The organism is Bariatricus sp. TF06-38A (assembly GCF_027690675.1).
GTDB classification, from domain to species: domain Bacteria; phylum Bacillota; class Clostridia; order Lachnospirales; family Lachnospiraceae; genus Allocoprococcus; species Allocoprococcus comes.
Genome location: NZ_JAQFCE010000003.1, coordinates 129143 through 150300, shown reverse-complemented (window position 1 = coordinate 150300; position 21158 = coordinate 129143). Strand labels below are relative to the sequence as shown.

The following is a 21158-nucleotide window of genomic DNA, read 5'->3' as shown; positions in this document are numbered from 1 at the left end:
TTCTCAACACAAATACTTGTCTACAAATCCCAATACTGAAGCCAATGTGTCGGCCTGTCCAAAGTCTTTACTCTTAGCATCTGTTCCATCTCCATTAACCAGAACAGCTTTGCATCCAGCCGCCAATCCAGCTTTAACATCGTTCTCACCATCGCCAATCATATAGCTCTGGCTCAGCTCGATATTATAATCACTAGCCGCATTCAGCAGCATTCCCGGCTTCGGTTTGCGACAATCACATTCAATCTTCAATTCTGGAACTTCACCTTCATATCCCTTATGTGGATGATGAGGGCAATAATAGATTGCATCAAGGTAGGCTCCCTGCAAGCCAAGTTCTGTCTCCATCTTGTTATGGATTTCTTCCAGTTCTTGGAACGTCACCTCTCCTCTCGCAATAACAGGCTGATTTGTGACTACAATTGCAAGATAACCAGATGCATTGATCTTCTTGATTGCCTCCGCCACACCCTCAACCAACTCAAAATCATTAATGTTTCTAAGGAATCCAACATATTTATTAATCGTACCGTCCCGGTCGAGGAACACAGCTTTCTGCTTATTTGAAAGATTCTTAGCCGCTACTATTCCAGCTCTAAAGTCTTCTTCCACCTGATGAAAGCGATCTGGTGTTCCCATATCCTTTACATATTCTGGCGAGTCATAGCAAAACATCTTACCAGTTCCAGCCAAAGGTTTTAGAAGCTGACGATCCAAATCTACTTTTACAGTTTTTCCTGTCATCTTGTCCACAGTACCGATTTTTTCTGCATCAATCGACACCATATCAAGGACTTTAGGATCAATTACATGCAGACCTGCATTGACTCTATTTTTATAATATGTAGGGCGAACATCCTCCTTCGCCAGCCAAGATTTAACTGACATATCTTTTTCCGCAATGATGAGCCCGCTATCATACGGATGGTTATTTGGATGGGTGAACAATGTCACCAATCCACCATGTTCCTGATGGAATCTAACCATCCGGTTGAAATCAACATCAAAAATGGCATCCGCATTCAAAAGTAGAAACGGTCTATCCCCTAATTGCTCTCGCAACTTAAAAAGTGCACCAGCATTTCCAAGCGGTGTGACTTCATTGTAGTACTGAATCGAAACCCCAAGTTTAGAGCCATCTCCAAAATGGTTCATGATTTTGTCTCCCATATGGGAAACTGTCATAATGATATCTTTAAATCCCTGATCTCTTAACGAGATAATCTCTCGCTCAAGAACTGGAACACCTTCTATCGGAATCAAAGGCTTCGGAATATCAGGGAATAATTCAGATATTCGAGTTCCTCGCCCTCCGGCCATAATCACTGTTTTCATAATTTTTCAATCAGCTTTCTTACTATCTTTTCTGCTTGCTACAATTTTAGCTGGAACCCCAGCCAAAGAAACTCCGTTCTGCTCAAAGCTTTTAGTTACCACTGCCCCAGCTCCAATATAAACATTATTTCCTATTTTAACATTTCCAATGACAACTGAATTCATCCCTAATTCGCAATGATTTCCTATTGTGGGACCGTTTCCACCATCTTTACTGCCCAAACAAGTTGATCCAATTATATTACAATATTCTCCGACAGATGAAGTTTCATTGATGATAATGTTTCCTGTATGAAATATATGTAGTCCTTTTCCAAAAACATTTAACGGAATTTCAAACCCTAATCGCAGCCCTAACCTATTTCTATAAAAGTTATGGAGTTTAAATAAGAGTCGTGTTGTGCCCCCCCCGCACAATTTTTATAGTACTCACAAATTCTTAATTCTCGTAAGTATCGGCGTATTAAGCTACTTCTGCCATATTCCTTTTCTTCAAGTGCTATTATGTTTTTTAAATCTTCTTTTGTTGATATCATTTTATTTTTTCTCCAAATTGCGTTTAATGTATTATTTTCTGAGCTATCTGATTCAATTTTTTTAATTCCTTATCTTTTTCAGTCTTGTTTAGCATAGTCACACAATGAATTATTATGCCTAATAGTGCCATTATCAACGCTTCAAGTATTAATCCAGCCCAGTTGTGTGGCATATAAATTAAAGTAATTCCTTTGAAAATCACTACCATAATTATAACCGAACATATATGTCTAATCAGCACTTTATATATTCCAAGAGGTTGAAGTTTTATAGAGTATGCCGCATACATTGGTGTAAATACAAAATTAATTACGGTCATTATAACTGCTGTAGTTACAACAATAGAATAAATTCCCAAATTTGTGTATTTCAGCAAGAGATACATAAATAAGACATTTAATAATCCGCCACCTATCGTCACAAGGCATGGAATTTTCTTTTTTAAAGTAAGAGTGTTGATATAATATAAAGGTTGTACTACGCCTTCTGTCACGCTACTTATAATGGTCAAAATAGCTAATACATACAATATATTTGTATCTTCGTTTGGAATCCAAAGTTTAAAATACGTCCACCCTAATACTACAAAACCCGCAAATGCAACATTAGAAAAATATCCACATATTCTCATGGCTTTTGTTAGCTCATTAAAGAACTGCTCTTTGTTTCCTGTTGAATACATCTTTAACATACGTGGTTGAAATGGTTGACTGACCACTTGATATAACATAGAAAACATCGTTCCGATAGTTTTAACAACTGCAATTTGCCCTGTTTGTACAGCAGTAAGCATCAAGTTCGAAATCAATAAATCAAGCCCGCTATTTAAAGTATTACCTAAACTATTAACAGATTGCCAAACCCCGTTACTCATCATTTCCTTTACTCGTTTATAAGAAACAAGTTTTTTTCTGAACTTAAGTTCCGGAGTAAGCTTCTGCTTTAGAATGTAATTTCCGCCAACTAATACAATTGCCGCAATAAATGAACCAAATCCTACAACCCAAATATCTGCAGTACAATACCTAAAAACAATAACCAGCACTACCGACTCTGCTATGTAGGAGATAATTTTAACAATCCCGTTTAAGTCTAAGCGATTTTTTATGAAACAACTGGCATTTAAAGGCGTAACTATTGTTGTCAGAACAAAATTGATAAAAACGAATATAAACAAAGCTTTTACAGATGGAATCAATTTTTCCGGAATCTTCAGAAGATATTCCAATTTAAATATACATAATAATGCAAAAATCAACAATGCTCCCGATAATTGAAAACATGCTAGGATTGATGAGGAATAATATGAATTTGCCTCTTCAATCTTGTTTTTATGATAATTAAGCGTAATATAGCGAACAATAAAAGTTGTCAAAGCTACTGTAATAATTTGAGCATACGAAACTGCTGTTTTTGCAATCGAAACAAAACCATATGCTTCAATTCCCACATGATTTGATATGTAAGGAGTCAGCAGAAAATTAATCAAGTAGCTAAAAACTGTAGCTATTCCAGAAATAAAAATTGTTTGAAATAATCTCTTGTTTTCTTTACTCATTATGCATATTCCTCTATTTCAACCACTTAATCAGTTCCTCTTGTGCCACAGCAGCTTCCTGCTTCATTTTCGAAGTGATCTTTTCGATTGATTTTTTATCATCAGAGAAGATATTATCCATCACTTGATTCACCCTTTGCATATCCAAATCAAACTCTTTATAAAAATCCGCACTATTGCGAATGCCATATTCAACCAAATAATCCTCTAATCCCATCATGCGTATCACATTAGATGTTTTATCTGAATATGAGATAAAAACACCTGCTTGACCATTATAAATAGAAAACATTACTGAATGGAAACGCATACATATATTGCAGTTTGAAAAGCGAAATAATGCCCGCTTTTCCCCTAACGTTAGTGCTTTAGAATTATCACAAATTACATATGGCAGCTTCAATTTCTCTACCATATCTTTAATCAATCCCATATCCATGTCATAATAAAAAGGCAAAAAAACATTTATATTCTCTTTTAAATGCTGATTGTGTGCTATTTCTGATAAATTATCCAATAATTTCTTATAACGATTCCCATGTACTTTCTCGTCATATTCGTTCGGAAACCATGGCATAGGAATAGCCCATAAATTATATTTTCCCTGTTCAAGATGTAATTTTTTCAAACAGCTATCCACGTTTTTAGTTTCCGCTTCTGTATCCACCCCAAATGTAATATCAACTGATTCCTTAACATTTGTACATCCTAATTCCTTAAGTAAACAATAGCTTTTATGATTGCGAACAATAATGAAATCTACTAATTGGGAAATCTTTTTCCACACGATTTTGTTTTCAGAACTATTAATCGAATTTATGTCTATACCGTATATGCAAACTTTTGCATTGAATTTCTTTGCAAATTGAATGCTACTAAGAAGGCTCGGAAAATTCGCCGCATTTTCATCCGGGAAAAGCCCTCCACCACCAATAATCCAATAGTCGCATTTTATTAGCTCTATTCTTTTATGAAGTTTCCGAAATTTTCGTTCAGGAATAATTTTACAGCTTATATTATGGAATTTCTTAAATAATTCTTGATAATCATCTCCGTTTGAAATTACAGATACTTGATAAGGCTCTTTTACACCTGCTTCCAATTTAGCTGCTCGATCCAAACTTTTTAATAACGAATATAATATAAAATCGTCGCCTAAATTATGATACCCATAGTATCCCTTTATTAATATCTTTTTCATGCCAAACTCTCCCGTTTTTCTTTGTGCTCATCAAAATACCAATTTGTATGGTAAAATAGTGCAATTAATACCCAGGAAACCAAATTACCCAATTCAACCTCAAAAGCCATAGCAATTAAAACAACGGTAAACAAAAGATTAGAAATATCAGAAATCGTTTTCTCACTGCATTGTTGAATTTTTCTAATCATAACTACGAACACAACCATTAAAAGGACTAACTGAATAATGCCGCCTTCCCATAAAATCTGCAGCCATTGATTATGTGCGTTAACAAGTGCAGCACTTCCTAACATCTTTTTGGCACTTTCCGCCGTCATTTGTCCCCAACCCGAAATCGGTTTCTGGAAAATATAAACGCTCGCATTCATCCATGCTGTAACTCTTCCAGAAAACGTCAAATCTTTTCCTAACACCCCAGTAATAATTGGTTGTAAAAAAGTGATGCTACCCATGAGTATTATGGTTTGCATAATCACATAGACGATTCCTACTATTACTATATTAATATGAATTGTCTGTTTCTTTCTAGAATGAAAATACAGCACACCAACATCTGCTATAATTGCCACTACAATTGACGTTGACGATTGGATATGTATGACAGTCACCAATGTAATAAACATTACTATGTACCATCTTACTTTATATTTTTTCAGATCTGTCATTCTGTATTTAACATACGACAAATAAATCGTTGTTAAATACCAAATAATATGATTATTCTTATTGCCTAACAGCCATCCTTTTACATCAGAACTAGACCATTCATTCCATATTGTCGTTGTCTGATATAATCCATTCGGAAACAAAAAAACAGAAAGGACATCTGCCACAGTAATAATTAGAAAGATAACATATAAAATTGTAATAGTCTTCTCGTAACGCTTAGATAATACTATATCAACTACACACAAAAAAAATAGCATTTTAGCTGTTGATATCAAAAAGTGTATTTCTCCTTGCCCATGAAAATAACTATTTATCACAGTATATAAATAATAAACACTAACCACTGCTCCAAATTTTGATAATTGTATTTTTTCTTTGACAAGAAATAATACCATACAGGCAGCTATAACATTGCTCAACATTTTAATAAATGACAATTGATCAGTAATGTAAGCTGGCATCAAAACAATCAATGAAAAAAAAGTAAAGATAATCGTATTTTTTGAAACCTTAATAGTTGTCATCTCATTCCTCTTTGTATTATGTTCTTTTCACCACCGAAAAAAGTCTCTTCTAACATCAAGCAAAGACAATGATATACTGGCAAATGCAATTCTTGAATCATGTAGGTCTCTGTCTGCGGCACTTTAATGCAAACATCGCTCATCTGTTCAAGCTTACTATTTTTTGCTCCTGTCAAACCAATTACTTTCATTCCTTTTGCATGTGCAGTAACAGCCGCATACAGAATATTCTTGCTGTTTCCGCTTGTGGATATGCCTAAAAACACATCCCCCTCTACCCCATAGCCATTAACTTGTTGTGCAAAACAAAGTAACGGTTCGCAGTCATTCATGTATGCTGTTGATAGCGCCGGATGACCATCTAATGCAATTGCCGGTAATGCACCTTGTAAATTCTCTACGAGAGTCTTTCCAAGCTCTTCACTCTCATCAATTAATTTTTGAGAAATTTCTGCATCCAATTTTCTTGGAAGTTTAAATCCCTTCATCAATTCTCCAACGATATGTTCCGAATCTGCTGCAGAGCCACCGTTGCCTGCGACAAGCAATTTATTTCCTTTAGAATAACTTTCTTCCAGTAGAAAATAGGCGCGAATTATGCTATCTTCACAACCTTCTAACATCGGATATCTCGCAATCAGTAGTTCGACATGTTCTTTCAGTTTTTTTCTAAGCTCCTTCATTGCCTCTACCTCTTTACATGTTTGGTTCATAAGCCTCTGGTGTATAATGAATCACCCTCGTACCACCATCTTCAAACGCAAACGGAATATGCATCAGGTCACGCATCGCCCAGCGCACCGCATCCTGTCGTTCAGGCTGAACATAGAATACAAGAAATCCACCGCCACCAGCACCCAGCAATTTTCCGCCCAATGCACCAGCCGCCACGCCTTTTGCATAAAGTTCATCAATACTATTCGTGGAAACTGCCGATCCAGTTTGACGCTTAAGTTTCCAAGTGTGATCCAGCATTCTGCCAAAATCATCAATATCTGCATTCTTATCTGTCAAAACACGTTCAGCATCATCGACCAATGCCAACATCTCTTTCAACTGCGTCGTCTTATCCTGCTTTCCTGCTGCGTTTGCTTTCTGCACATCAGAAGAAAAGCGGGTAAACCCAGTAAAAAACATCATTAAATTCTGATTGAGCTGTTTCTTTCTCTCTGGTGAAATAATAACAGGCAGGACTTCATATCCGTCTGCATTAAAGTTAATACGATTGAACCCACCGAAAGATGCAGCAATTTGATCCTGCCAACCACCAGCTTCCTGGCAAAGATTACGCTCCAAATAAATGGCTTCATCTGCCAGTTTCTTTTTGTCAGCATACTTACCCTTCAAAGCATAAAAAGCATTCAACATCCCAACTGCAAAAGAACTTGACGTTCCTAAGCCAGAACGTGCCGGAAGGTCTGCTTCATATGTAAGACGAATCTCATGCATATCTAACATTTTCATTGCATTGCGGATTGCAGGGTGCTGAATGTCATCAATGTTTGTCACGCGCTCCGTCTTTGAATACGACAACTCCGTAGAATAGTCAAAAAATCTTGGTAAATGGCGTACATTCACATAACAATACTTGTCAAATGTGGTAGATAAAACAGCTCCACCGTTTTCCCTAAAAAAACTTTCCATATCTGTTCCGCCACCAAAAAAAGACATGCGGAATGGTGTTTTTGTAATAATCATAGTTTAGCTCCTGTTGTTTTTTCGACAATTTCCTTCATGATATTATAAGCTGCATTTTCAGAATAGAGTCGATCATAAAGCGTAATCAGCTCATCATTTTTCTTACAGATTGGCTTTCTATCTATCTTGTTGAAAGCTTTCAGATATTCTTCCGCTGTATCGCATTTAAACACAACTTTATCTTTCAAATCATCTGGAATTTCCTCCCAGTATCCATATAGACTTTCTGAAGATCCTAAAAACATCTTTCCATATGAGATTGCCTCTGCAGTTTTTATTTTCATACCTCCACCATCTGTTAATGGTGCTATCACCATATCTGCGTAATTATAGTATTCTGATAAACTATCAACAAACCCAATCACATGGATATCATTGTCATTAAACTCATCTCGTACTTTTTCTAGTCCTTTTCCAACTACCCATATATCATAATTCACTTTTACACTATCAAATACCGTATCACAAAACCAATGCAGACCCTGAATGTTTGGCAAATAATATGTGCCAACAAATAGAATATGTTTTTTATTTCCACAATATGGATTCAAGCCCATTTGTTGCGTGTGATTTTTCGATACGCATACAGGAAAATAAAAGTCCGCATCCACATTATAATATCTTTTTAGTAACTTATTTTCATTTTGGTTTAAGACAATATTGGCGTCTGTATGTGTCGTGCTGATCTTTTCCTGGGTCAATCCAATTCTGAAATCAATTTTGTCGTACCATGGTGCGTTTTTTATCCAAATTCTAAACAACTCTGCCTTGACGTCATGAAAAAAGGTGACAACTGCCACTGCATCGCATTTTTCTTTTATCGTTTTTACTAAATTTCCATAGTAAGAATCATCAACAAAAACAAAAGAAATACTCTCATTTTTTATCAATTGACATATATCACCTATAATCTTATTACTGAATAAATATGTGTTTCCCTCTAAACACCTATTCAGTCGATCTAAAATACCGTGATATTTTCCATATGCAATATACTTTTCTTCTCTGCAGGCAGTCTCAGATACCCCAACATCCACTACATATACATTTTCTTCTCCAACTAATTTTTTCAATACATTCAAATGCATTCTTGAGCCTACTCCTGCCCCTGATACATCATGAATGCTTTTTGATATAAACAAAACCCTCATACGATTGTTCCTCTTTTTTATATTTTCATACCCACACTAGTTACCTTGTTTTTCTAGCAATTCATAATATTGTAGAATCTCTTTTTCATTACCATACTCATGTTTATCCAAGTAACACTGAATGGAGTTATACAATTGAGAATTCTCTCTAAGTTCAATTATTCCTTCTGCTATTGCATTAGGACTTATATCAGTAATCAGTCCCTCTTTCTTATCCATCAACTGATCCTTAATTGTAGAATAATTAGTTGCCAGTATTGGTTTTGTTAGTATTTTAGCTTCATCCAAAACAACTGATTTTCCTTCCCATCTGGAAGGCTGTACTAACAAATCGCAGCTCCTAATATACGGGTATGGATTTGCTCTCAATCCCAGAAATGTAATATACTCCTCTAGATCATTGTCTTTTACTTGTTTTTTTAACTGCTCTTCAAGCTCACCTGCTCCTATAATCCACCAATGAATATCTGAATACTTTTCTTTCAAGATTTTCACTGCATCGATTGCAAAATCATAACCCTTTTGTCTTGTTAAACGGCCTATTGACAAAACATTAAACTGATTTTTCTCAAACTCTGATACTTCGAACTCTTCCGACATTTTTTTCAATAAAGAACCTGATGTTAAATTGGGCAAACAATAAAATTTATTTACCATGGCAGGATAATTCTGTTTTAATATCTGCACACATTTATCAGAGATACTTACAACGCTGTCTGCTTTTTGAAAATACTTCTCGTAAATCTTTGCATCTTCATATTTCTTTATTTCGTTGAAATCGTTATGAATCCAAAGTATTTTTTTCTTTGCATTAACCTTGTCAATCACATAATATGATGCATCGCCCTCTAAGAATCCAATAGCAATATCATATTCTTCTTCCAAATTGGACAAGTACCGTTTATAGAATTTTATCCATCTCTGTTGTCTTGCATTTTCCTTGTAAAGACATTTACATATAAATGTACTTGTCCCTCTTAGAATTCCAGCTTTAATACCTGAAACTGAGCTAAACATCCCTCTATCAATTTTATAAGCATATTGCAGTGAATCTGTAGGCTGTAATAATCGTACTTCATTAGGAATTTGAGACAAAAACAGTCCTTCTCGTTTGAACAGCAGCAAATCCACTGCATACTTTTCATAATCTATAAGATTTAATAAATTCACAAGACTTTTTTCTGCTCCGCCACTGCCTAACGACGGCATCACAAACAATATGTTTTTCATAATATTCCTCTTCTACTCTTCGAATCACTATTCCAAATATCTGTTTTGAATATATCTACCCGGATTATTAAAATTCAGCACTTTTGCATAGTTTCCCGCCGCCGTTGCATTTGATGGAATATCCTTGGTAACAACGCTTCCTGCACCAATCGTAGCATTATCTCCAATACATACATCCTCAACTATACAAGTATTAGGGCCAATATAAACATTATCTCCTATTACTGCTGCTTTTCCTTCATTTGAGCCAATCGTTACAAATTGAGAAAGATTGCAATTATTTCCAATAACTGTTGAAGGGTTAACAACAACAGGTCCTCCATGGCTAATATATAGTCCATATCCAATTATCGTTTTTCTAAGTATCTGGATCTGCTGGTGATTTCTCAATTTCCATAGGATTATTCCAAGCAGTTTTAACACCCCCCCAGCATTTACCAATCGAAATGCCACAGAAAAGCGAAAACCAGACTCTTTTACATATGTTTTAATAAATTCCTTAGATGATATTGTTCCGGCATAGCGAAACAAATCACTTTTTATTAACTCAATTGCGCCCATACTTCTTTTCCACCCCACTTTGCAATATTTATTTTATACTGTTTTCAATCAACGCCTTATAAAATGTGCCTTCTGCTTCGATGTCCGGTGATAATTTATATGTCAGCTTATGAATACCTGTAAGCTTTTTGATCCAATTCCATTTCTCTTCTGAATAATCATCGGCTAAAACCTTAACAAGATACTCGCTATAATCACTGTTCATATATGGAATCGCTTGCTCAACTTCCGGATTGCTCTTCACCACCAAAGTGATAATCAAATTCGGCAGCAGATGCTCAATTACATGTTCGTTTTTGAGCCAATATGCGAAAGCAACATTTCTTATCTCTCGAATTGTTTTGTTTCCCTTTTTTGCATGAAGAAACCATGCAGGATATAGCACAGGGTTATCTATCAGCAGCAGTGAATTTCGTACTGCAAAAAAGTCGCTATTTAAAATCATATCTGGAATAGGATCTGTAAGATATACCGTTGAATCGATCCACGTTCCACCATAATGTTCTAGTAATGCAAATCTCATCAGATCCGCATATCCAGCCATCGGAATCTGGCCAGCGTCCTTTTTCTTTTCAATGTAATCTGGCAATCGAATGTAATCTGCAAGGTTTTGATCATTCAGCAAAATGATTTTTTGATTGGAATGTTTACATACAGATTCATAGCACTTCTGAACAATAATCGGTGCCTGTTCAATACCTTTATTCCAATAAATCCAGATCGGATTCTCCACATCATTTTTGGGAAAGCTAAGCCCCCGAACATCTGTGTCTTTACACTTTAAATATGGTTTTATCTTGGATGAAGCACGTTCCCGCCACAATACCTTCCGCACCTCATAATCCTTGACAAGATGCAATTTGATAAACATAAATGCCCCTCGTTTGACGGCATTCACAATTCCATATCTTTGAATAAATCCTTTCATGCCAATATTTTGATAGTAGTCATTCAGCATAATAATTTAATTGTCTCCCTTTATCTTGCAGAAACTACTATTCAAAAGGCTCATAGATTCCGCACCAGATAATGGTAAACTGTTTCCTCCTTATCAATTGATGGTTCTAATTTATAGGTTAGTTTATGTATCCCAGTAAGACTCTTAATCCAATTAAATTTTTCCTCTGTAAACTTATCTCCTAATACTCTAACCAGATATTCGCTGTAGTCACTATTCAAATAAGGCATCTTTTTCTCAACCTCTGGTGATGACCTCATTATTTGTGTAATTACAATATTTGAAAACAAATATTCTGGTACATGATTATTTCGTTTCCAGTAAGCAAATAGAACATTACGAATCTCACAAATCGTTCTATTATGTTGCTTGGCGTGGATGAACCAGACCGGATACAATACGGGATTATCAATTTCGCCGAGTGAATTATGAAACACGAAAAAATCACTATTTAATATTTCCTGTGGGATTTCATCTGTTAGCAGTATTGTTGCATCCATCCATGTCCCGCCATAATGCTCCAATAATGCTACACGCATCAAATCTGTATAAATCGCTAATGGAAGGACTCCGCTTTTTAATTTTTCATTCAGATAATCCGGCATATTTATATAGTTCTGCACATTGTTTTCTGTAAGCAAAACAACTTGTCTGCCAGCATATTTTTTTATAGATTGATAGCAAGTCTTCACTATCTCAGGTGCCTGCTCCAACCCTGTATTCCAAAATAACCAAATAGGCTCATCCACTTGGGTTTCTGGAAATGTCAGCTTTTCAGGAGCGGTATCTCTGAACTTCAGATATTTTTTACAAACCGCCGTGCCACCCTCCGATTGCCAAAGCAGTTTTCTCAACTCATAATCTTTGACAATATGAAGTGGGTTACGAAGAAATTTGTTCCACATTCTTTTCTCCTCGATAAATTTTCATCAGTTTTACATAGTAGCTCTCTGTCGTTTCATAATTCACTTGACTACAATTCTTTGTATATCTTTCCAATACATCTTGTGTTTGAAGAACTTTCTTTATCGCCTTCATCAGTTCTTCCACATTACCCGCTTCAAACAATTCTCCGGTTTTACCAGGCTCAATTAATTCGGGGATACCTCCCATTTTAGATCCAACAACAGGCGTACCCAAAAGTACCGACTCCATAACAGAGTACGGGCAGTTTTCATACCATTCAGACGGGCAGATACTGATTGCTGCCTCAGCAATAATGCGATAGAGTTCTTCTCCAGTCTTAAATCCCAGATACTTCACATTGGGAATATCCTTCATTTTATCAACCGACGGGCCATAGCCAATAAACACAAATTCTGTATTTGGCATCTTCTTGGCTACTTCAAGCAAAGTATCTGTTCCTTTGTCTCGCGACAGATGCCCAAACTCTAATACATAACCCTTTTTTTGAATGTTATCCAAGTGCGGCATCTCTTTTTTGAAATTATGCAACCCGATGGTTTTATCACGGAATCTTTTCTGCGTGTCCAACTTTGATTTAAGAAAATAACTACAGCAAATATAGGCATCCACATATGAGTATGCTTTACTATATTTCCACATATATCCATCCAGTGTTCCAAGAAGACTTTTTGCTCTGGAATTTTTCAAGCATTTAGTTTGAAGGCAGTGAATATAATGACCATCCAAACACCGTTCACAAGGCTTCATATCCACATCGAACATTCCATGGCTGGGGCAAACAAGCTGATAGTCATGTGTCGTGTAAACAATCTTACATTCTTTTTTTGTTTCTTTACGCCATTTGTTAGTTTCCAGAATAATAGAAGGGGTCAGATGATACTGTATATTATTGAGATGTATAACATCCGGCTTAAAATCATCTAAAACCGCACGAATTTTCTTTCGTGCTTCTCTTGAGTAAATAATACGAAAAGGCGCATTTAAATTTGCCCTTATTCCTTGAGAAAAATCCATATTTGTTACATATGAACCGATTCGATTTCCTACTGTATTTTTTTCATTCTCAAGCCCAAAGTACTGAACTTCGTGCCCATGTTCTTCTAACATTTTTCCCACATCGAATGTATACGTTTCCGCTCCACCCTTGGGAAATATAAATTTATTCACAAGTAAAATCCGCATATTCTTACTTCCTTTTTTATACTGTAATTATCTTTGATATCTATCCCTATTCAATTGAAGCACTTCCACTGTGTTGTTCTTAAACTAGAGCGCTTTTTCCTAATGTAAGTAGAGATAAAAGACATTTTAAAGTTTTCATTTTTGCAACGGTGTACAAAGGGAACATAATAAAAAACTTAATAATGGACTGCCAATCTTACACAAAGTACCGCCCAAACGAGACTACGGGCGGTATTTTTGTATCATGGCGGAGAAAGGAGGAACTTCCCACGGGGGCTTGACTGAAAAGTTGAGCCCCTTTTTTCATGCCAAAAAACAGGAGGTAAATGCTTATGGCAGATGATAAAACCACAAAAACGCCGGAACAGACGGTAACGGATAGCGGGCCGGGCAAGGAAACGCCTCCCGCTCCCCCAAAAGAGCCGGGGAAGGTTTCCGTTTCCCCGGAGCCGGAAAAAAAGACGGAACCAGAGGTAAAGAACCCACAGGTTTCTGTCTATAACTTCGCTGAAATTATGAAGGAAAAGAAAGTCGAGGAACGGGCGGCAGCTCCCGGCGTGGAAAAGCCTGACCCGGCAAAAGCGGAGAAACCGGAAAAGCAGCCGGAGGCTCCGAAAAAAGCAGAGGAAAAACCCAAAGAGCCGGAACAGCCGAAGCGCCGGGGCCGTCCCCCGAAAGCAAATAAGGACAAGGACGCAGCCCCGAAGTCCAAAGTTCCCGCACAGAAACCGGAAAAGGCGGTCAAAAAGGAACCGGAGAAAAAAACGGCTCCAACGATACAGGCCGCTCCCGCTCCGAAAGGACCCGAAAAGCCAAAGGATGCTCCACGCCGGGGCAAGGAGCAGATCGTCTATATCAAGCTGAACGAACTCCACGCCTTCAAGAACCATCCCTTTGAAGTCCGGGATGATGAAGAAATGCGGGCTATGGTGTCCAGCGTCAAGGACAAGGGCGTGACCCAGCCCGCTATCGTCCGTCCCCGTGAGGATGGCGGCTATGAGGTCGTGTCCGGCCACCGCCGCCAGAAAGCCAGTGAGCTTGCCGGATATGCGGATATGCCCTGTATCGTCCGAAACCTGACAGATGATGAAGCCATCACACAGATGGTGGAGGACAATCTGAACCAGCGTGAAGAAATCCTCCCCAGTGAGCGGGCCAAAGCCTTAAAAATGCAGCTTGAAGCCATCAAGCACCAGGGCTCCCGCACTTCGGGCCAGATTGACCCGAAGGACGCAGGTAAACGCTCCAACGAGATCGTGGCCGAGCGGAACAAGATGGCCGTCAAGCAGGTGCAGCGGTATATCCGTCTCAATGAGCTGGTTCCAGACCTGATGAAGCTGATGGATGAAAAAAAGCTGGGTTTTACTACGGCGGTGGAGCTTTCCTATATCGGCAAGAAGAACCAGAACTATATCGCCGTCGCCATTGACAGCCAGCAGTCCTCGCCTTCACAGGCGCAGGCAAAGCGTATGCGTGAGTTGGACGAAAAGAAGCTACTCAACGGGGACGTGATCGACGGCATTATGATGGAGGACAAAAAGGAGGTAGACAAAGTGATTTTGACAGGTGCGGAACTGAGCAAGTATTTCGGCAAGGAAACTACGCCGAGGGAAATGAAGGACCAGATTATCAAGCTGCTGGACGACTGGAAGGGCCAGCAGAAGGAACACGAAAAGCCGGAGAAGAAAAACGAACAGGAAAAGTAAGCCGAAACTTCGGGTCAACGTGGCCCGAGGATTGCGGGGCTCTGCCCCGCGCCCCGAAGCTCTGGAGATATAAATTATTCCCCGTCGCCAGTTATTCCGTAGCATAGCCGGGAAAATCAGTCAAGGGCAGCGCCGCCGCAGGCGGTGCCAGAGGCACCCTTGACGGATTTCTCCCGGTTATGCTTTTTCCCGATCAAGCGACGGGGATATAAATTCTCCAGAGCTGTTCCCCTTCCCGGGGGAAGGGGCGGAGGGGTTGGGCGATACCTTGCTTTTCCCTAAACCAAAACAGAAATGGAGGTTCAACCAATGAAACGACCTTTAGCATACCTGACCGCCGCATGGAGCGGCGAGCCGGATGTTGATATGGAGCTGGCGACCCACTACTGCCGCCTTGCTTATGAGGCGGGCTTTTCCCCGATCTGCCCGCTCTTGTATCTGCCGCTGTTTTTGAATGACAGCGTTCCCGAGGAACACAAGGCCGGGATTGATATGCGCCGGGATATGCTGCGGCGCTCCCACACCCTGATTGTCTGCGGCAGCGCTGTGGACGAGGATGTAAAAAATGATATTGCGGTTGCCGGGCGGCTGGGCATTGCGGCGACCACACTGGAAGGGGTGCTTGCCGTGAAGGGACACGGCACCCCGGGCCATGCCGGACATTAAGCTGGGGAGCCTTTTCGACGGGATCGGCGTGTTCCCTCTGGCTGCTTCCCGGTGCGGTATCCGTCCGGTATGGGCCAGTGAGATTGAAAAAGCGCCCATCTCCATAACCAAAAGGCACTTTCCCGACATGGTGCATTTGGGGGATATTACGAAGGTGGACGGCGGGAAAATCCCGCCGGTTCATGTAATTACCTTCGGTTCCCCCTGTCAGAACCTTTCTCTGATCGGCAACCGCTCCGGCCTTGCCGGGGCAAAATCAAGCCTGTTCTATCAGGCGTTTCGTATCATACAGGAAATGAGGGATGCTACTGATAACCTATATCCAGCTATCGCTGTTTGGGAAAACGTCATGGGAGCGTTTTCTACAAATGACCGGATGGACTTTAGAACCGTCTTATCCGCCTTCTCGGACACCGAAGTTCCAATGCCTCCTTCGGGAAGATGGGGAAACGCCGGAATGGTGCGAGGGGGAACGCCTGATGTGTGCTGGCGACTCATGGACGCCCAGTATTGGGCAGGCTCCCGAAGGCTGGCACGAAGGCAGCGGATTTTCGTCGTGGCGGATTTTGGAGGCAGACGTGCCGCAGACATACTATTTAAGCCCCGTCCAATGCTCCCACTTCCTCCGCCTTGCGGAGAGGGCGGGTGGGCCGCCGCCGAAGGAGATCGAACAGCTTCTTTTGAAACAGGGCGGCAGATACCAGTCATCCACCCCTTTCAGTGCTTCCGTATGCGGGGAGCGGCAAAAAGGCAGGAAGAAACGGCCTTCCGAAACAGCTTCGGATTACCAACTGACCCTTTTCCCACTCTTTTAGCCAGTGATGTAACGCCCTTTGCCTTCTGGTATGAGGGCGACCCGAAGGGCGGCTGTATCCGTTTTCTGACGGAAACGGAAAGCGAACGGCTGATGGGGCTGCCAGAGGGCTGGACAAAGTACGGGGCGGACGGCGTGGAGATCCGGCCTCTGCAACGCTACAAGGCACTGGGAAACGCGATTGCCCTCCCTTGCGCCGATTACATTATGGCCGGGATTTATGAGGTGCTGGCTGACCGGGCCGGAAAGGAGGAATGAGCCCATGTTTGAAGCCTATATAACCAATACAGCCCTATACCCCTTAATGGGGATTGAGGTAGGGACAACGGTACATTTCCCCATGACGACACAGGAGTTGCAGGCCGCCCTTGCCAAAATCGGGATAGACGGGAAACGGTACAGCGAAGTGTTCTTTACCAGCTTTGACAGTGATGTGCTGGGGCTCTACGATTATCTCTACGAATGTGAGAACATCGACGAGCTGAACGAGCTGGGCCACGCCCTGCTGGAAGTACGGGATAAGGGCGGACTGGAAACCTTTGAAGCCGCTCTTGTCTTGGGAAACCACACAAGGAGCGTGAAGGATTTGATAAACCTGACGCAGAACCTTGACCTTTACCGCTTTTACCCGGATATTTCCGATGATGAAGGGCTGGGCCGTCTTTACGCCGACGAGCTTGGGACTATCGACATACCGGAGCACATTCAGAACTACTTCGATTATGAGGCATACGGGCGGGATGTGCGTATCAACGAGGGCGGCGTATTCGCTCCCGGTGGGTATGTGTCGGCAGTCCCGGAGGGCTTCAAGGAGTATTACCACGGGCCGCAGGACATTCCGCCGGAACACCGGATATTTGCCTATCCTGAAAAGGCCGAGCCTGTCCACTCCATTCTCGCTACACTCAAACGGTTTCAAGAAGCCCCACCCGCTCCGAAAAAGGACAAGGCGGAGACTTCCCATGAAGAACGGTAAGACTTCGGGCCAGCATGGCCCGAAGCATAAAGGAGGTGCATACCATCAACTATTACCCTATCAATGAAGGAGCCGCCCGCCGGGCAAAAGAAATGAACAGCTTTTCCGACTACAAGGAAGGGAGCGCAACGGCGGAATACCGGGCAATGGTGGACAAGGCCGCCGCCATAGCGGAACAGCAGAAATCCCGGGTAGACCCCATGTACCATGAGAAGATCGACCATCTGCTGGACACCTACGCCCGCAAGCTGGCCGAAAACATGAACCAGGGCTTTGCCATTGACGCAAGGGTTCCCTCTGTGATGATCGCCGGACCTGCCAATTTCCCGGTGGGAAAGAAGGAAAAACAGAACCGGGCCCGGGACAGCAACATGGAGGAATGGCGGTATATTCAAGGGCTGCTGGATAAGATACGCAGTACCGGCATGGGCGGGATCAGCGCCGATGACCCGGCAGCGATTGAAAAGCTCCAGAAGAAGCTGGACGGGCTGGAACGCTCCCAGCTCATTATGAAGGAGGTCAACGCCTATTACCGCAAGCATGGCAAGCTGGACGGTTGTGCGCTGCTGTCGCCGGACCAGATTGAAAAACTGAAAGCAAGCATGGCGTCAAGCTGGCGGAGCGACCCGAGGCCCTTTGAAAGCTACCAGCTTACCAACAACAATGCGGAGATCCGCCGGGTAAAGGCCCGTATCGAACAGCTTTTCAAACAGGCGCAGCGGGAGTTTTCCGGCTGGGAGTTCGACGGGGGCCGTGTGGAGATGAACCGGGAGGACAACCGCTTGCAGGTGTTCTTTGACGGAAAGCCTGACGCGGACACCCGGGCCGAGCTGAAAAGCAGCGGCTTTCGTTGGGCTCCCAGCGTGGGCGCATGGCAGAGGCAGCTCACGGACAACGCCATCCGGGCGGCTGACCGTCTGGAATGTATCAAGCCGCTGTCCGGCGAAAAGCCCTCCCAGCTTCAAAAGAAGCCCTCTATCTTGCAGACCATGCGGGAACAGGGCGAAAAAGTCCAGACGGAGCCGGAAAAGAAAGCTCCGTCCGGCAGAGATGCCGAGCGGTAAGCCTCGGGCCACATTGGCCCGAGGTTTTCTGTTCCCCGAGATTGTACGGGGGCCTCCCGGATAGCGGGAACCCCGACGGAAAGGAGGTTTTATGCAGGAAGAAGTAAACCAAAAAACGGTTGCCCTTTCGATCAGGACAACGAAGCTCACAGGAAAAGTGCTGGCTGCCGCTCTTGGCAAGGTGGTTCGGGCGCTGCAAAAGCACCACCAGAAGGCGCTGACCCCGCAGGGACGCCAGAGCGTGAAAAAGCTGATGAACCACTATGGCGGCAAAAGTGCCATGCCCTATGTGGGAGCTCCAAAGGATTTTGACCGGATCGCGAAGGAGTTCCATGTGGACTACGCTTTCCATAAAGTGAGCCCCGGTCATTACCTGCTGTTTTTCAAAGCCAATCAGGCGGACGCTATCACGGCGGCCTTCCAGAAGTACAGCGCAAAGGTGCTGAACAAAGAGCAGGACAAGGCTTCCATCCTCGGTCAGCTTCGGAAATTCACGGAGCAAATCAGGACGCAGGCAAAGGAAAAGCAGCGGACCAGAGAGGCGGTGAAGGACGGACGTTGAGTGACAAGATCAGAAAATATGTGCTCCCAAACCTGCCGTACCTCTTTGTGTTCTGGTTTTTCTCCAAAATCGGGACGGCCTACCGGATCGCCCCCGGCACAGACTTCGGGACAAAGCTCATGGGGATGCTTGATACCTTCCCCAAAGCCTTTGAAACCTACTGGCCGGGGCTGGGAGGTATTGACCTGCTGGTGGGCCTTGCCGGTGCGGCTGGGATGTATCTGCTGATACAGTCAAAGATCAGGCAGGCGAAAAAATTCCGGCGGGATGCGGAGTACGGCACCGCCCGCTTTGGAACAAAGGAAGATATAAAGCCATTTGTTGACCCTAAATTTCAGAACAATGTCATTCTGACCGGGACGGAGTTCCTTACCATGAACACCCGTCCGAAGATACCCGCCAATGCCCGGAACCTAAACGCCTGTGTCATCGGATCGTCCGGCTCGGGAAAGACAAGGTTCTGGTTGACCCCGCAGCTCCTTCAAGCCCATTCCTCGTATGTGGTGGTAGACCCGAAGGGCGGCACTCTCGACCAGTGCGGGCGGTTTCTGCAACGGGAGAAATACAGGGTGCGGGTGTTCAACAGTATCGACTTTTCAAAATCCATGCACTACAATCCGCTGGCCTATATCAAGACAGAAAGCGATGTTTTGAAATTTGTTACCGCCCTGATTGCCAACACCAAAGGCGACGGCAAGGAGGGCGACGAGTTCTGGACAAAAGCAGAAACCCTCTTGTACTGCGCCCTTGTGTCCTACATCGTCTTTGAGGGGCCGGAGGAAGAACGCAACATGAATACGCTGGTGGAAATGATAAGCAGCATGGAAGTCCGGGAGGATGACGAAACCTTCAAAAACGCGGTGGACTATATGTTTGACGGGCTGGAACGCCGCAGCCCCCAGCACTTCGCCGTGAGGCAGTATAAGAAATACAAGCTCGCCAGCGGCAAGACAGCCAAAAGCATTTTGATTTCCTGCGGTGCAAGGCTGGCTCCCTTTGACATTCCACAGCTCCGGGAGATCATGTCCTATGACGAGCTGGAGCTTGATAAGCTGGGGGACGAAAAATCGGCGCTGTTCTTTCTTATCAGCGACACGGACACCACCTACAATTTTTTGGTTGCCCTCGCTTTTTCGCAGATGTTCAACCTTCTGTGTGAACGGGCTGACAACACCTATGGCGGGCGTCTGCCCTACCATGTGCGGGTGCTGTGGGACGAGGCAGCCAATACCGGACAGGTGCCGGGGCTGGAAAAGATCGTGGCCGTCATCCGCTCCCGTGAGATCAGCCTGACGCTTTTTTATCAGGCAATGAGCCAGTGCAAGGCATTGTACAAAGACCATTCCGAAACCATCATGGGCAACATGGACAGTATCGTATTCCTCGGAGGCCGGGAGGCTTCCACCCTAAAGGATATTTCGGAAAACTGGCTGGGCAAGGCCACCATCTCTATGCAGACCGAGGGCCGAAGCCGTGGACAGTCTGAAAGTTACAGCCAGAATATGCAGCGGCTTGGCCGGGAGCTGATGACCACCAGCGAGATCACCACCATGCCCGGGGATAAATGTATCTTGCAGTTTCGGGGGCTCCCGCCCTTCCTGTCCCCGAAGTATGACTTGAAAAAGCACCCGAATTACAAGTACACAGCCGAATTTGATAAAAAGAAAAACGCCTTCCGCTTGGAAAGCCTGTTCCGCCACCGGCCATTGAGACTAAAGCCGGAGGACGAATACACGGTGTACGAAGTGGACGGCTCCGACACGGACGAAGAAGCTGACCTGTTGAATTTCGATGATCTGGACAGCGACGAGTTTGTGTAACTTCGGGCCATGTTGA

Annotated in this window: 21 protein-coding genes; 7 read left to right on the top strand and 14 right to left on the bottom strand. The window is 42.6% G+C overall.

Features of this window, described 5'->3' with window-relative positions; genetic code table 11:
- Positions 1 to 3: 3 nt before the first annotated feature.
- The 14 genes from gmhB to PG418_RS04495 all read right to left on the bottom strand — a co-directional run bounded on the left by gmhB (position 4) and on the right by PG418_RS04495 (position 13534).
- Complete coding sequence (gene gmhB / locus PG418_RS04560) at positions 4 to 1335, bottom strand: D-glycero-beta-D-manno-heptose 1,7-bisphosphate 7-phosphatase (RefSeq protein WP_498837124.1); 1332 nt, start codon at positions 1333 to 1335, stop codon at positions 4 to 6.
- Positions 1336 to 1341: 6 nt separating this feature from the next.
- Positions 1342 to 1557: a DapH/DapD/GlmU-related protein gene (locus tag PG418_RS04555; protein ID WP_493314592.1), complete on the bottom strand. Its 216-nt coding sequence runs from the start codon at positions 1555 to 1557 to the stop codon at positions 1342 to 1344.
- 131 nt (positions 1558 to 1688) lie between these two features.
- The gene (locus PG418_RS04550; RefSeq protein WP_498837123.1) at positions 1689 to 1871 is read right to left on the bottom strand and encodes a hypothetical protein; all 183 of its coding nucleotides are present in this window, start codon (positions 1869 to 1871) and stop codon (positions 1689 to 1691) included.
- 23 nt (positions 1872 to 1894) lie between these two features.
- On the bottom strand, positions 1895 to 3430 hold the full coding sequence (locus PG418_RS04545; protein WP_498837122.1) for a lipopolysaccharide biosynthesis protein: 1536 nt from the start codon (positions 3428 to 3430) through the stop codon (positions 1895 to 1897).
- A 13-nt stretch (positions 3431 to 3443) separates the two neighbouring features.
- On the bottom strand, positions 3444 to 4631 hold the full coding sequence (locus tag PG418_RS04540) for a polysaccharide pyruvyl transferase family protein (RefSeq protein WP_498837121.1): 1188 nt from the start codon (positions 4629 to 4631) through the stop codon (positions 3444 to 3446).
- Positions 4628 to 5827, bottom strand: a complete 1200-nt coding sequence (locus PG418_RS04535; RefSeq protein ID WP_498837120.1) for an O-antigen ligase family protein — start codon at positions 5825 to 5827, stop codon at positions 4628 to 4630. Before PG418_RS04535 ends, PG418_RS04540 begins: the two co-directional genes overlap by 4 nt.
- A complete protein-coding gene (locus PG418_RS04530) occupies positions 5824 to 6510 on the bottom strand; it encodes a D-sedoheptulose-7-phosphate isomerase (protein ID WP_498837119.1) in 687 nt (228 codons plus the stop codon). Before PG418_RS04530 ends, PG418_RS04535 begins: the two co-directional genes overlap by 4 nt.
- A 13-nt stretch (positions 6511 to 6523) precedes the next feature.
- On the bottom strand, positions 6524 to 7525 hold the full coding sequence (locus PG418_RS04525; RefSeq protein ID WP_498837118.1) for a GHMP family kinase ATP-binding protein: 1002 nt from the start codon (positions 7523 to 7525) through the stop codon (positions 6524 to 6526).
- Positions 7522 to 8676: a glycosyltransferase family 4 protein gene (locus PG418_RS04520; RefSeq protein WP_498837117.1), complete on the bottom strand. Its 1155-nt coding sequence runs from the start codon at positions 8674 to 8676 to the stop codon at positions 7522 to 7524. Before PG418_RS04520 ends, PG418_RS04525 begins: the two co-directional genes overlap by 4 nt.
- Positions 8677 to 8712: 36 nt before the next feature.
- Positions 8713 to 9906 (bottom strand): glycosyltransferase, encoded by a 1194-nt coding sequence (locus PG418_RS04515; RefSeq protein ID WP_498837116.1) that lies wholly within the window; start codon positions 9904 to 9906, stop codon positions 8713 to 8715.
- 27 nt (positions 9907 to 9933) lie between these two features.
- On the bottom strand, positions 9934 to 10467 hold the full coding sequence (locus PG418_RS04510) for a serine acetyltransferase (RefSeq protein WP_498837115.1): 534 nt from the start codon (positions 10465 to 10467) through the stop codon (positions 9934 to 9936).
- A gap of 28 nt (positions 10468 to 10495) precedes the next feature.
- Positions 10496 to 11425, bottom strand: coding sequence for a capsular polysaccharide synthesis protein (locus tag PG418_RS04505; protein WP_498837114.1), 930 nt, complete (start codon positions 11423 to 11425; stop codon positions 10496 to 10498).
- A 50-nt stretch (positions 11426 to 11475) separates the two neighbouring features.
- Entirely contained in the window at positions 11476 to 12330 is an 855-nt protein-coding gene (locus PG418_RS04500; RefSeq protein ID WP_498837113.1) for a capsular polysaccharide synthesis protein, read from the bottom strand.
- Positions 12308 to 13534, bottom strand: coding sequence for a glycosyltransferase (locus PG418_RS04495; protein ID WP_498837112.1), 1227 nt, complete (start codon positions 13532 to 13534; stop codon positions 12308 to 12310). The genes PG418_RS04500 and PG418_RS04495 overlap by 23 nt, the downstream gene beginning before the upstream one ends.
- A 332-nt stretch (positions 13535 to 13866) precedes the next feature.
- On the opposite strand from PG418_RS04495, the gene PG418_RS04490 reads away from it, so the two are divergent.
- The 7 genes from PG418_RS04490 to PG418_RS04460 all read left to right on the top strand — a co-directional run bounded on the left by PG418_RS04490 (position 13867) and on the right by PG418_RS04460 (position 21142).
- Entirely contained in the window at positions 13867 to 15240 is a 1374-nt protein-coding gene (locus PG418_RS04490) for a ParB/RepB/Spo0J family partition protein (RefSeq protein ID WP_498837111.1), read from the top strand.
- Between the two features lie 309 nt (positions 15241 to 15549).
- Entirely contained in the window at positions 15550 to 15906 is a 357-nt protein-coding gene (locus PG418_RS04485) for a DUF7768 domain-containing protein (RefSeq protein ID WP_173015368.1), read from the top strand.
- On the top strand, positions 15893 to 16978 hold the full coding sequence (locus PG418_RS04480) for a DNA cytosine methyltransferase (RefSeq protein WP_118653060.1): 1086 nt from the start codon (positions 15893 to 15895) through the stop codon (positions 16976 to 16978). The genes PG418_RS04485 and PG418_RS04480 overlap by 14 nt, the downstream gene beginning before the upstream one ends.
- 4 nt (positions 16979 to 16982) lie before the next feature.
- Positions 16983 to 17696, top strand: coding sequence for an antirestriction protein ArdA (locus tag PG418_RS04475; RefSeq protein WP_118626794.1), 714 nt, complete (start codon positions 16983 to 16985; stop codon positions 17694 to 17696).
- 14 nt (positions 17697 to 17710) lie between these two features.
- Positions 17711 to 18760 carry a DUF8626 domain-containing protein gene (locus PG418_RS04470; RefSeq protein WP_118653062.1) on the top strand — a complete coding sequence of 350 codons (1050 nt, stop codon included), beginning with the start codon at positions 17711 to 17713 and terminating at the stop codon, positions 18758 to 18760.
- A gap of 91 nt (positions 18761 to 18851) precedes the next feature.
- Positions 18852 to 19322, top strand: coding sequence for a PcfB family protein (locus PG418_RS04465; protein ID WP_025543433.1), 471 nt, complete (start codon positions 18852 to 18854; stop codon positions 19320 to 19322).
- Positions 19319 to 21142, top strand: a complete 1824-nt coding sequence (locus tag PG418_RS04460; RefSeq protein ID WP_118653064.1) for a VirD4-like conjugal transfer protein, CD1115 family — start codon at positions 19319 to 19321, stop codon at positions 21140 to 21142. Before PG418_RS04465 ends, PG418_RS04460 begins: the two co-directional genes overlap by 4 nt.
- Positions 21143 to 21158 lie beyond the last annotated feature (16 nt).

Bases quoted from the DNA above. Each gene is read 5' to 3' on its own strand.
- PG418_RS04505 (WP_498837114.1), bottom strand. From the start codon at position 11,425: ATGCTGAATGACTACTATCAAAATATTGGCATGAAAGGATTTATTCAA.
- PG418_RS04540 (WP_498837121.1), bottom strand. From the start codon at position 4,631: ATGAAAAAGATATTAATAAAGGGATACTATGGGTATCATAATTTAGGC.
- PG418_RS04545 (WP_498837122.1), bottom strand. From the start codon at position 3,430: ATGAGTAAAGAAAACAAGAGATTATTTCAAACAATTTTTATTTCTGGA.
- PG418_RS04525 (WP_498837118.1), bottom strand. From the start codon at position 7,525: ATGATTATTACAAAAACACCATTCCGCATGTCTTTTTTTGGTGGCGGA.
- PG418_RS04550 (WP_498837123.1), bottom strand. From the start codon at position 1,871: ATGATATCAACAAAAGAAGATTTAAAAAACATAATAGCACTTGAAGAA.
- PG418_RS04480 (WP_118653060.1), top strand. From the start codon at position 15,893: ATGCCGGACATTAAGCTGGGGAGCCTTTTCGACGGGATCGGCGTGTTC.
- PG418_RS04485 (WP_173015368.1), top strand. From the start codon at position 15,550: ATGAAACGACCTTTAGCATACCTGACCGCCGCATGGAGCGGCGAGCCG.
- PG418_RS04530 (WP_498837119.1), bottom strand. From the start codon at position 6,510: ATGAAGGAGCTTAGAAAAAAACTGAAAGAACATGTCGAACTACTGATT.
- PG418_RS04475 (WP_118626794.1), top strand. From the start codon at position 16,983: ATGTTTGAAGCCTATATAACCAATACAGCCCTATACCCCTTAATGGGG.
- PG418_RS04495 (WP_498837112.1), bottom strand. From the start codon at position 13,534: ATGCGGATTTTACTTGTGAATAAATTTATATTTCCCAAGGGTGGAGCG.
- PG418_RS04520 (WP_498837117.1), bottom strand. From the start codon at position 8,676: ATGAGGGTTTTGTTTATATCAAAAAGCATTCATGATGTATCAGGGGCA.
- PG418_RS04465 (WP_025543433.1), top strand. From the start codon at position 18,852: ATGCAGGAAGAAGTAAACCAAAAAACGGTTGCCCTTTCGATCAGGACA.
- PG418_RS04515 (WP_498837116.1), bottom strand. From the start codon at position 9,906: ATGAAAAACATATTGTTTGTGATGCCGTCGTTAGGCAGTGGCGGAGCA.
- gmhB (WP_498837124.1), bottom strand. From the start codon at position 1,335: ATGAAAACAGTGATTATGGCCGGAGGGCGAGGAACTCGAATATCTGAA.
- PG418_RS04470 (WP_118653062.1), top strand. From the start codon at position 17,711: ATGGCCCGAAGCATAAAGGAGGTGCATACCATCAACTATTACCCTATC.
- PG418_RS04535 (WP_498837120.1), bottom strand. From the start codon at position 5,827: ATGACAACTATTAAGGTTTCAAAAAATACGATTATCTTTACTTTTTTT.
- PG418_RS04500 (WP_498837113.1), bottom strand. From the start codon at position 12,330: ATGTGGAACAAATTTCTTCGTAACCCACTTCATATTGTCAAAGATTAT.
- PG418_RS04510 (WP_498837115.1), bottom strand. From the start codon at position 10,467: ATGGGCGCAATTGAGTTAATAAAAAGTGATTTGTTTCGCTATGCCGGA.
- PG418_RS04490 (WP_498837111.1), top strand. From the start codon at position 13,867: ATGGCAGATGATAAAACCACAAAAACGCCGGAACAGACGGTAACGGAT.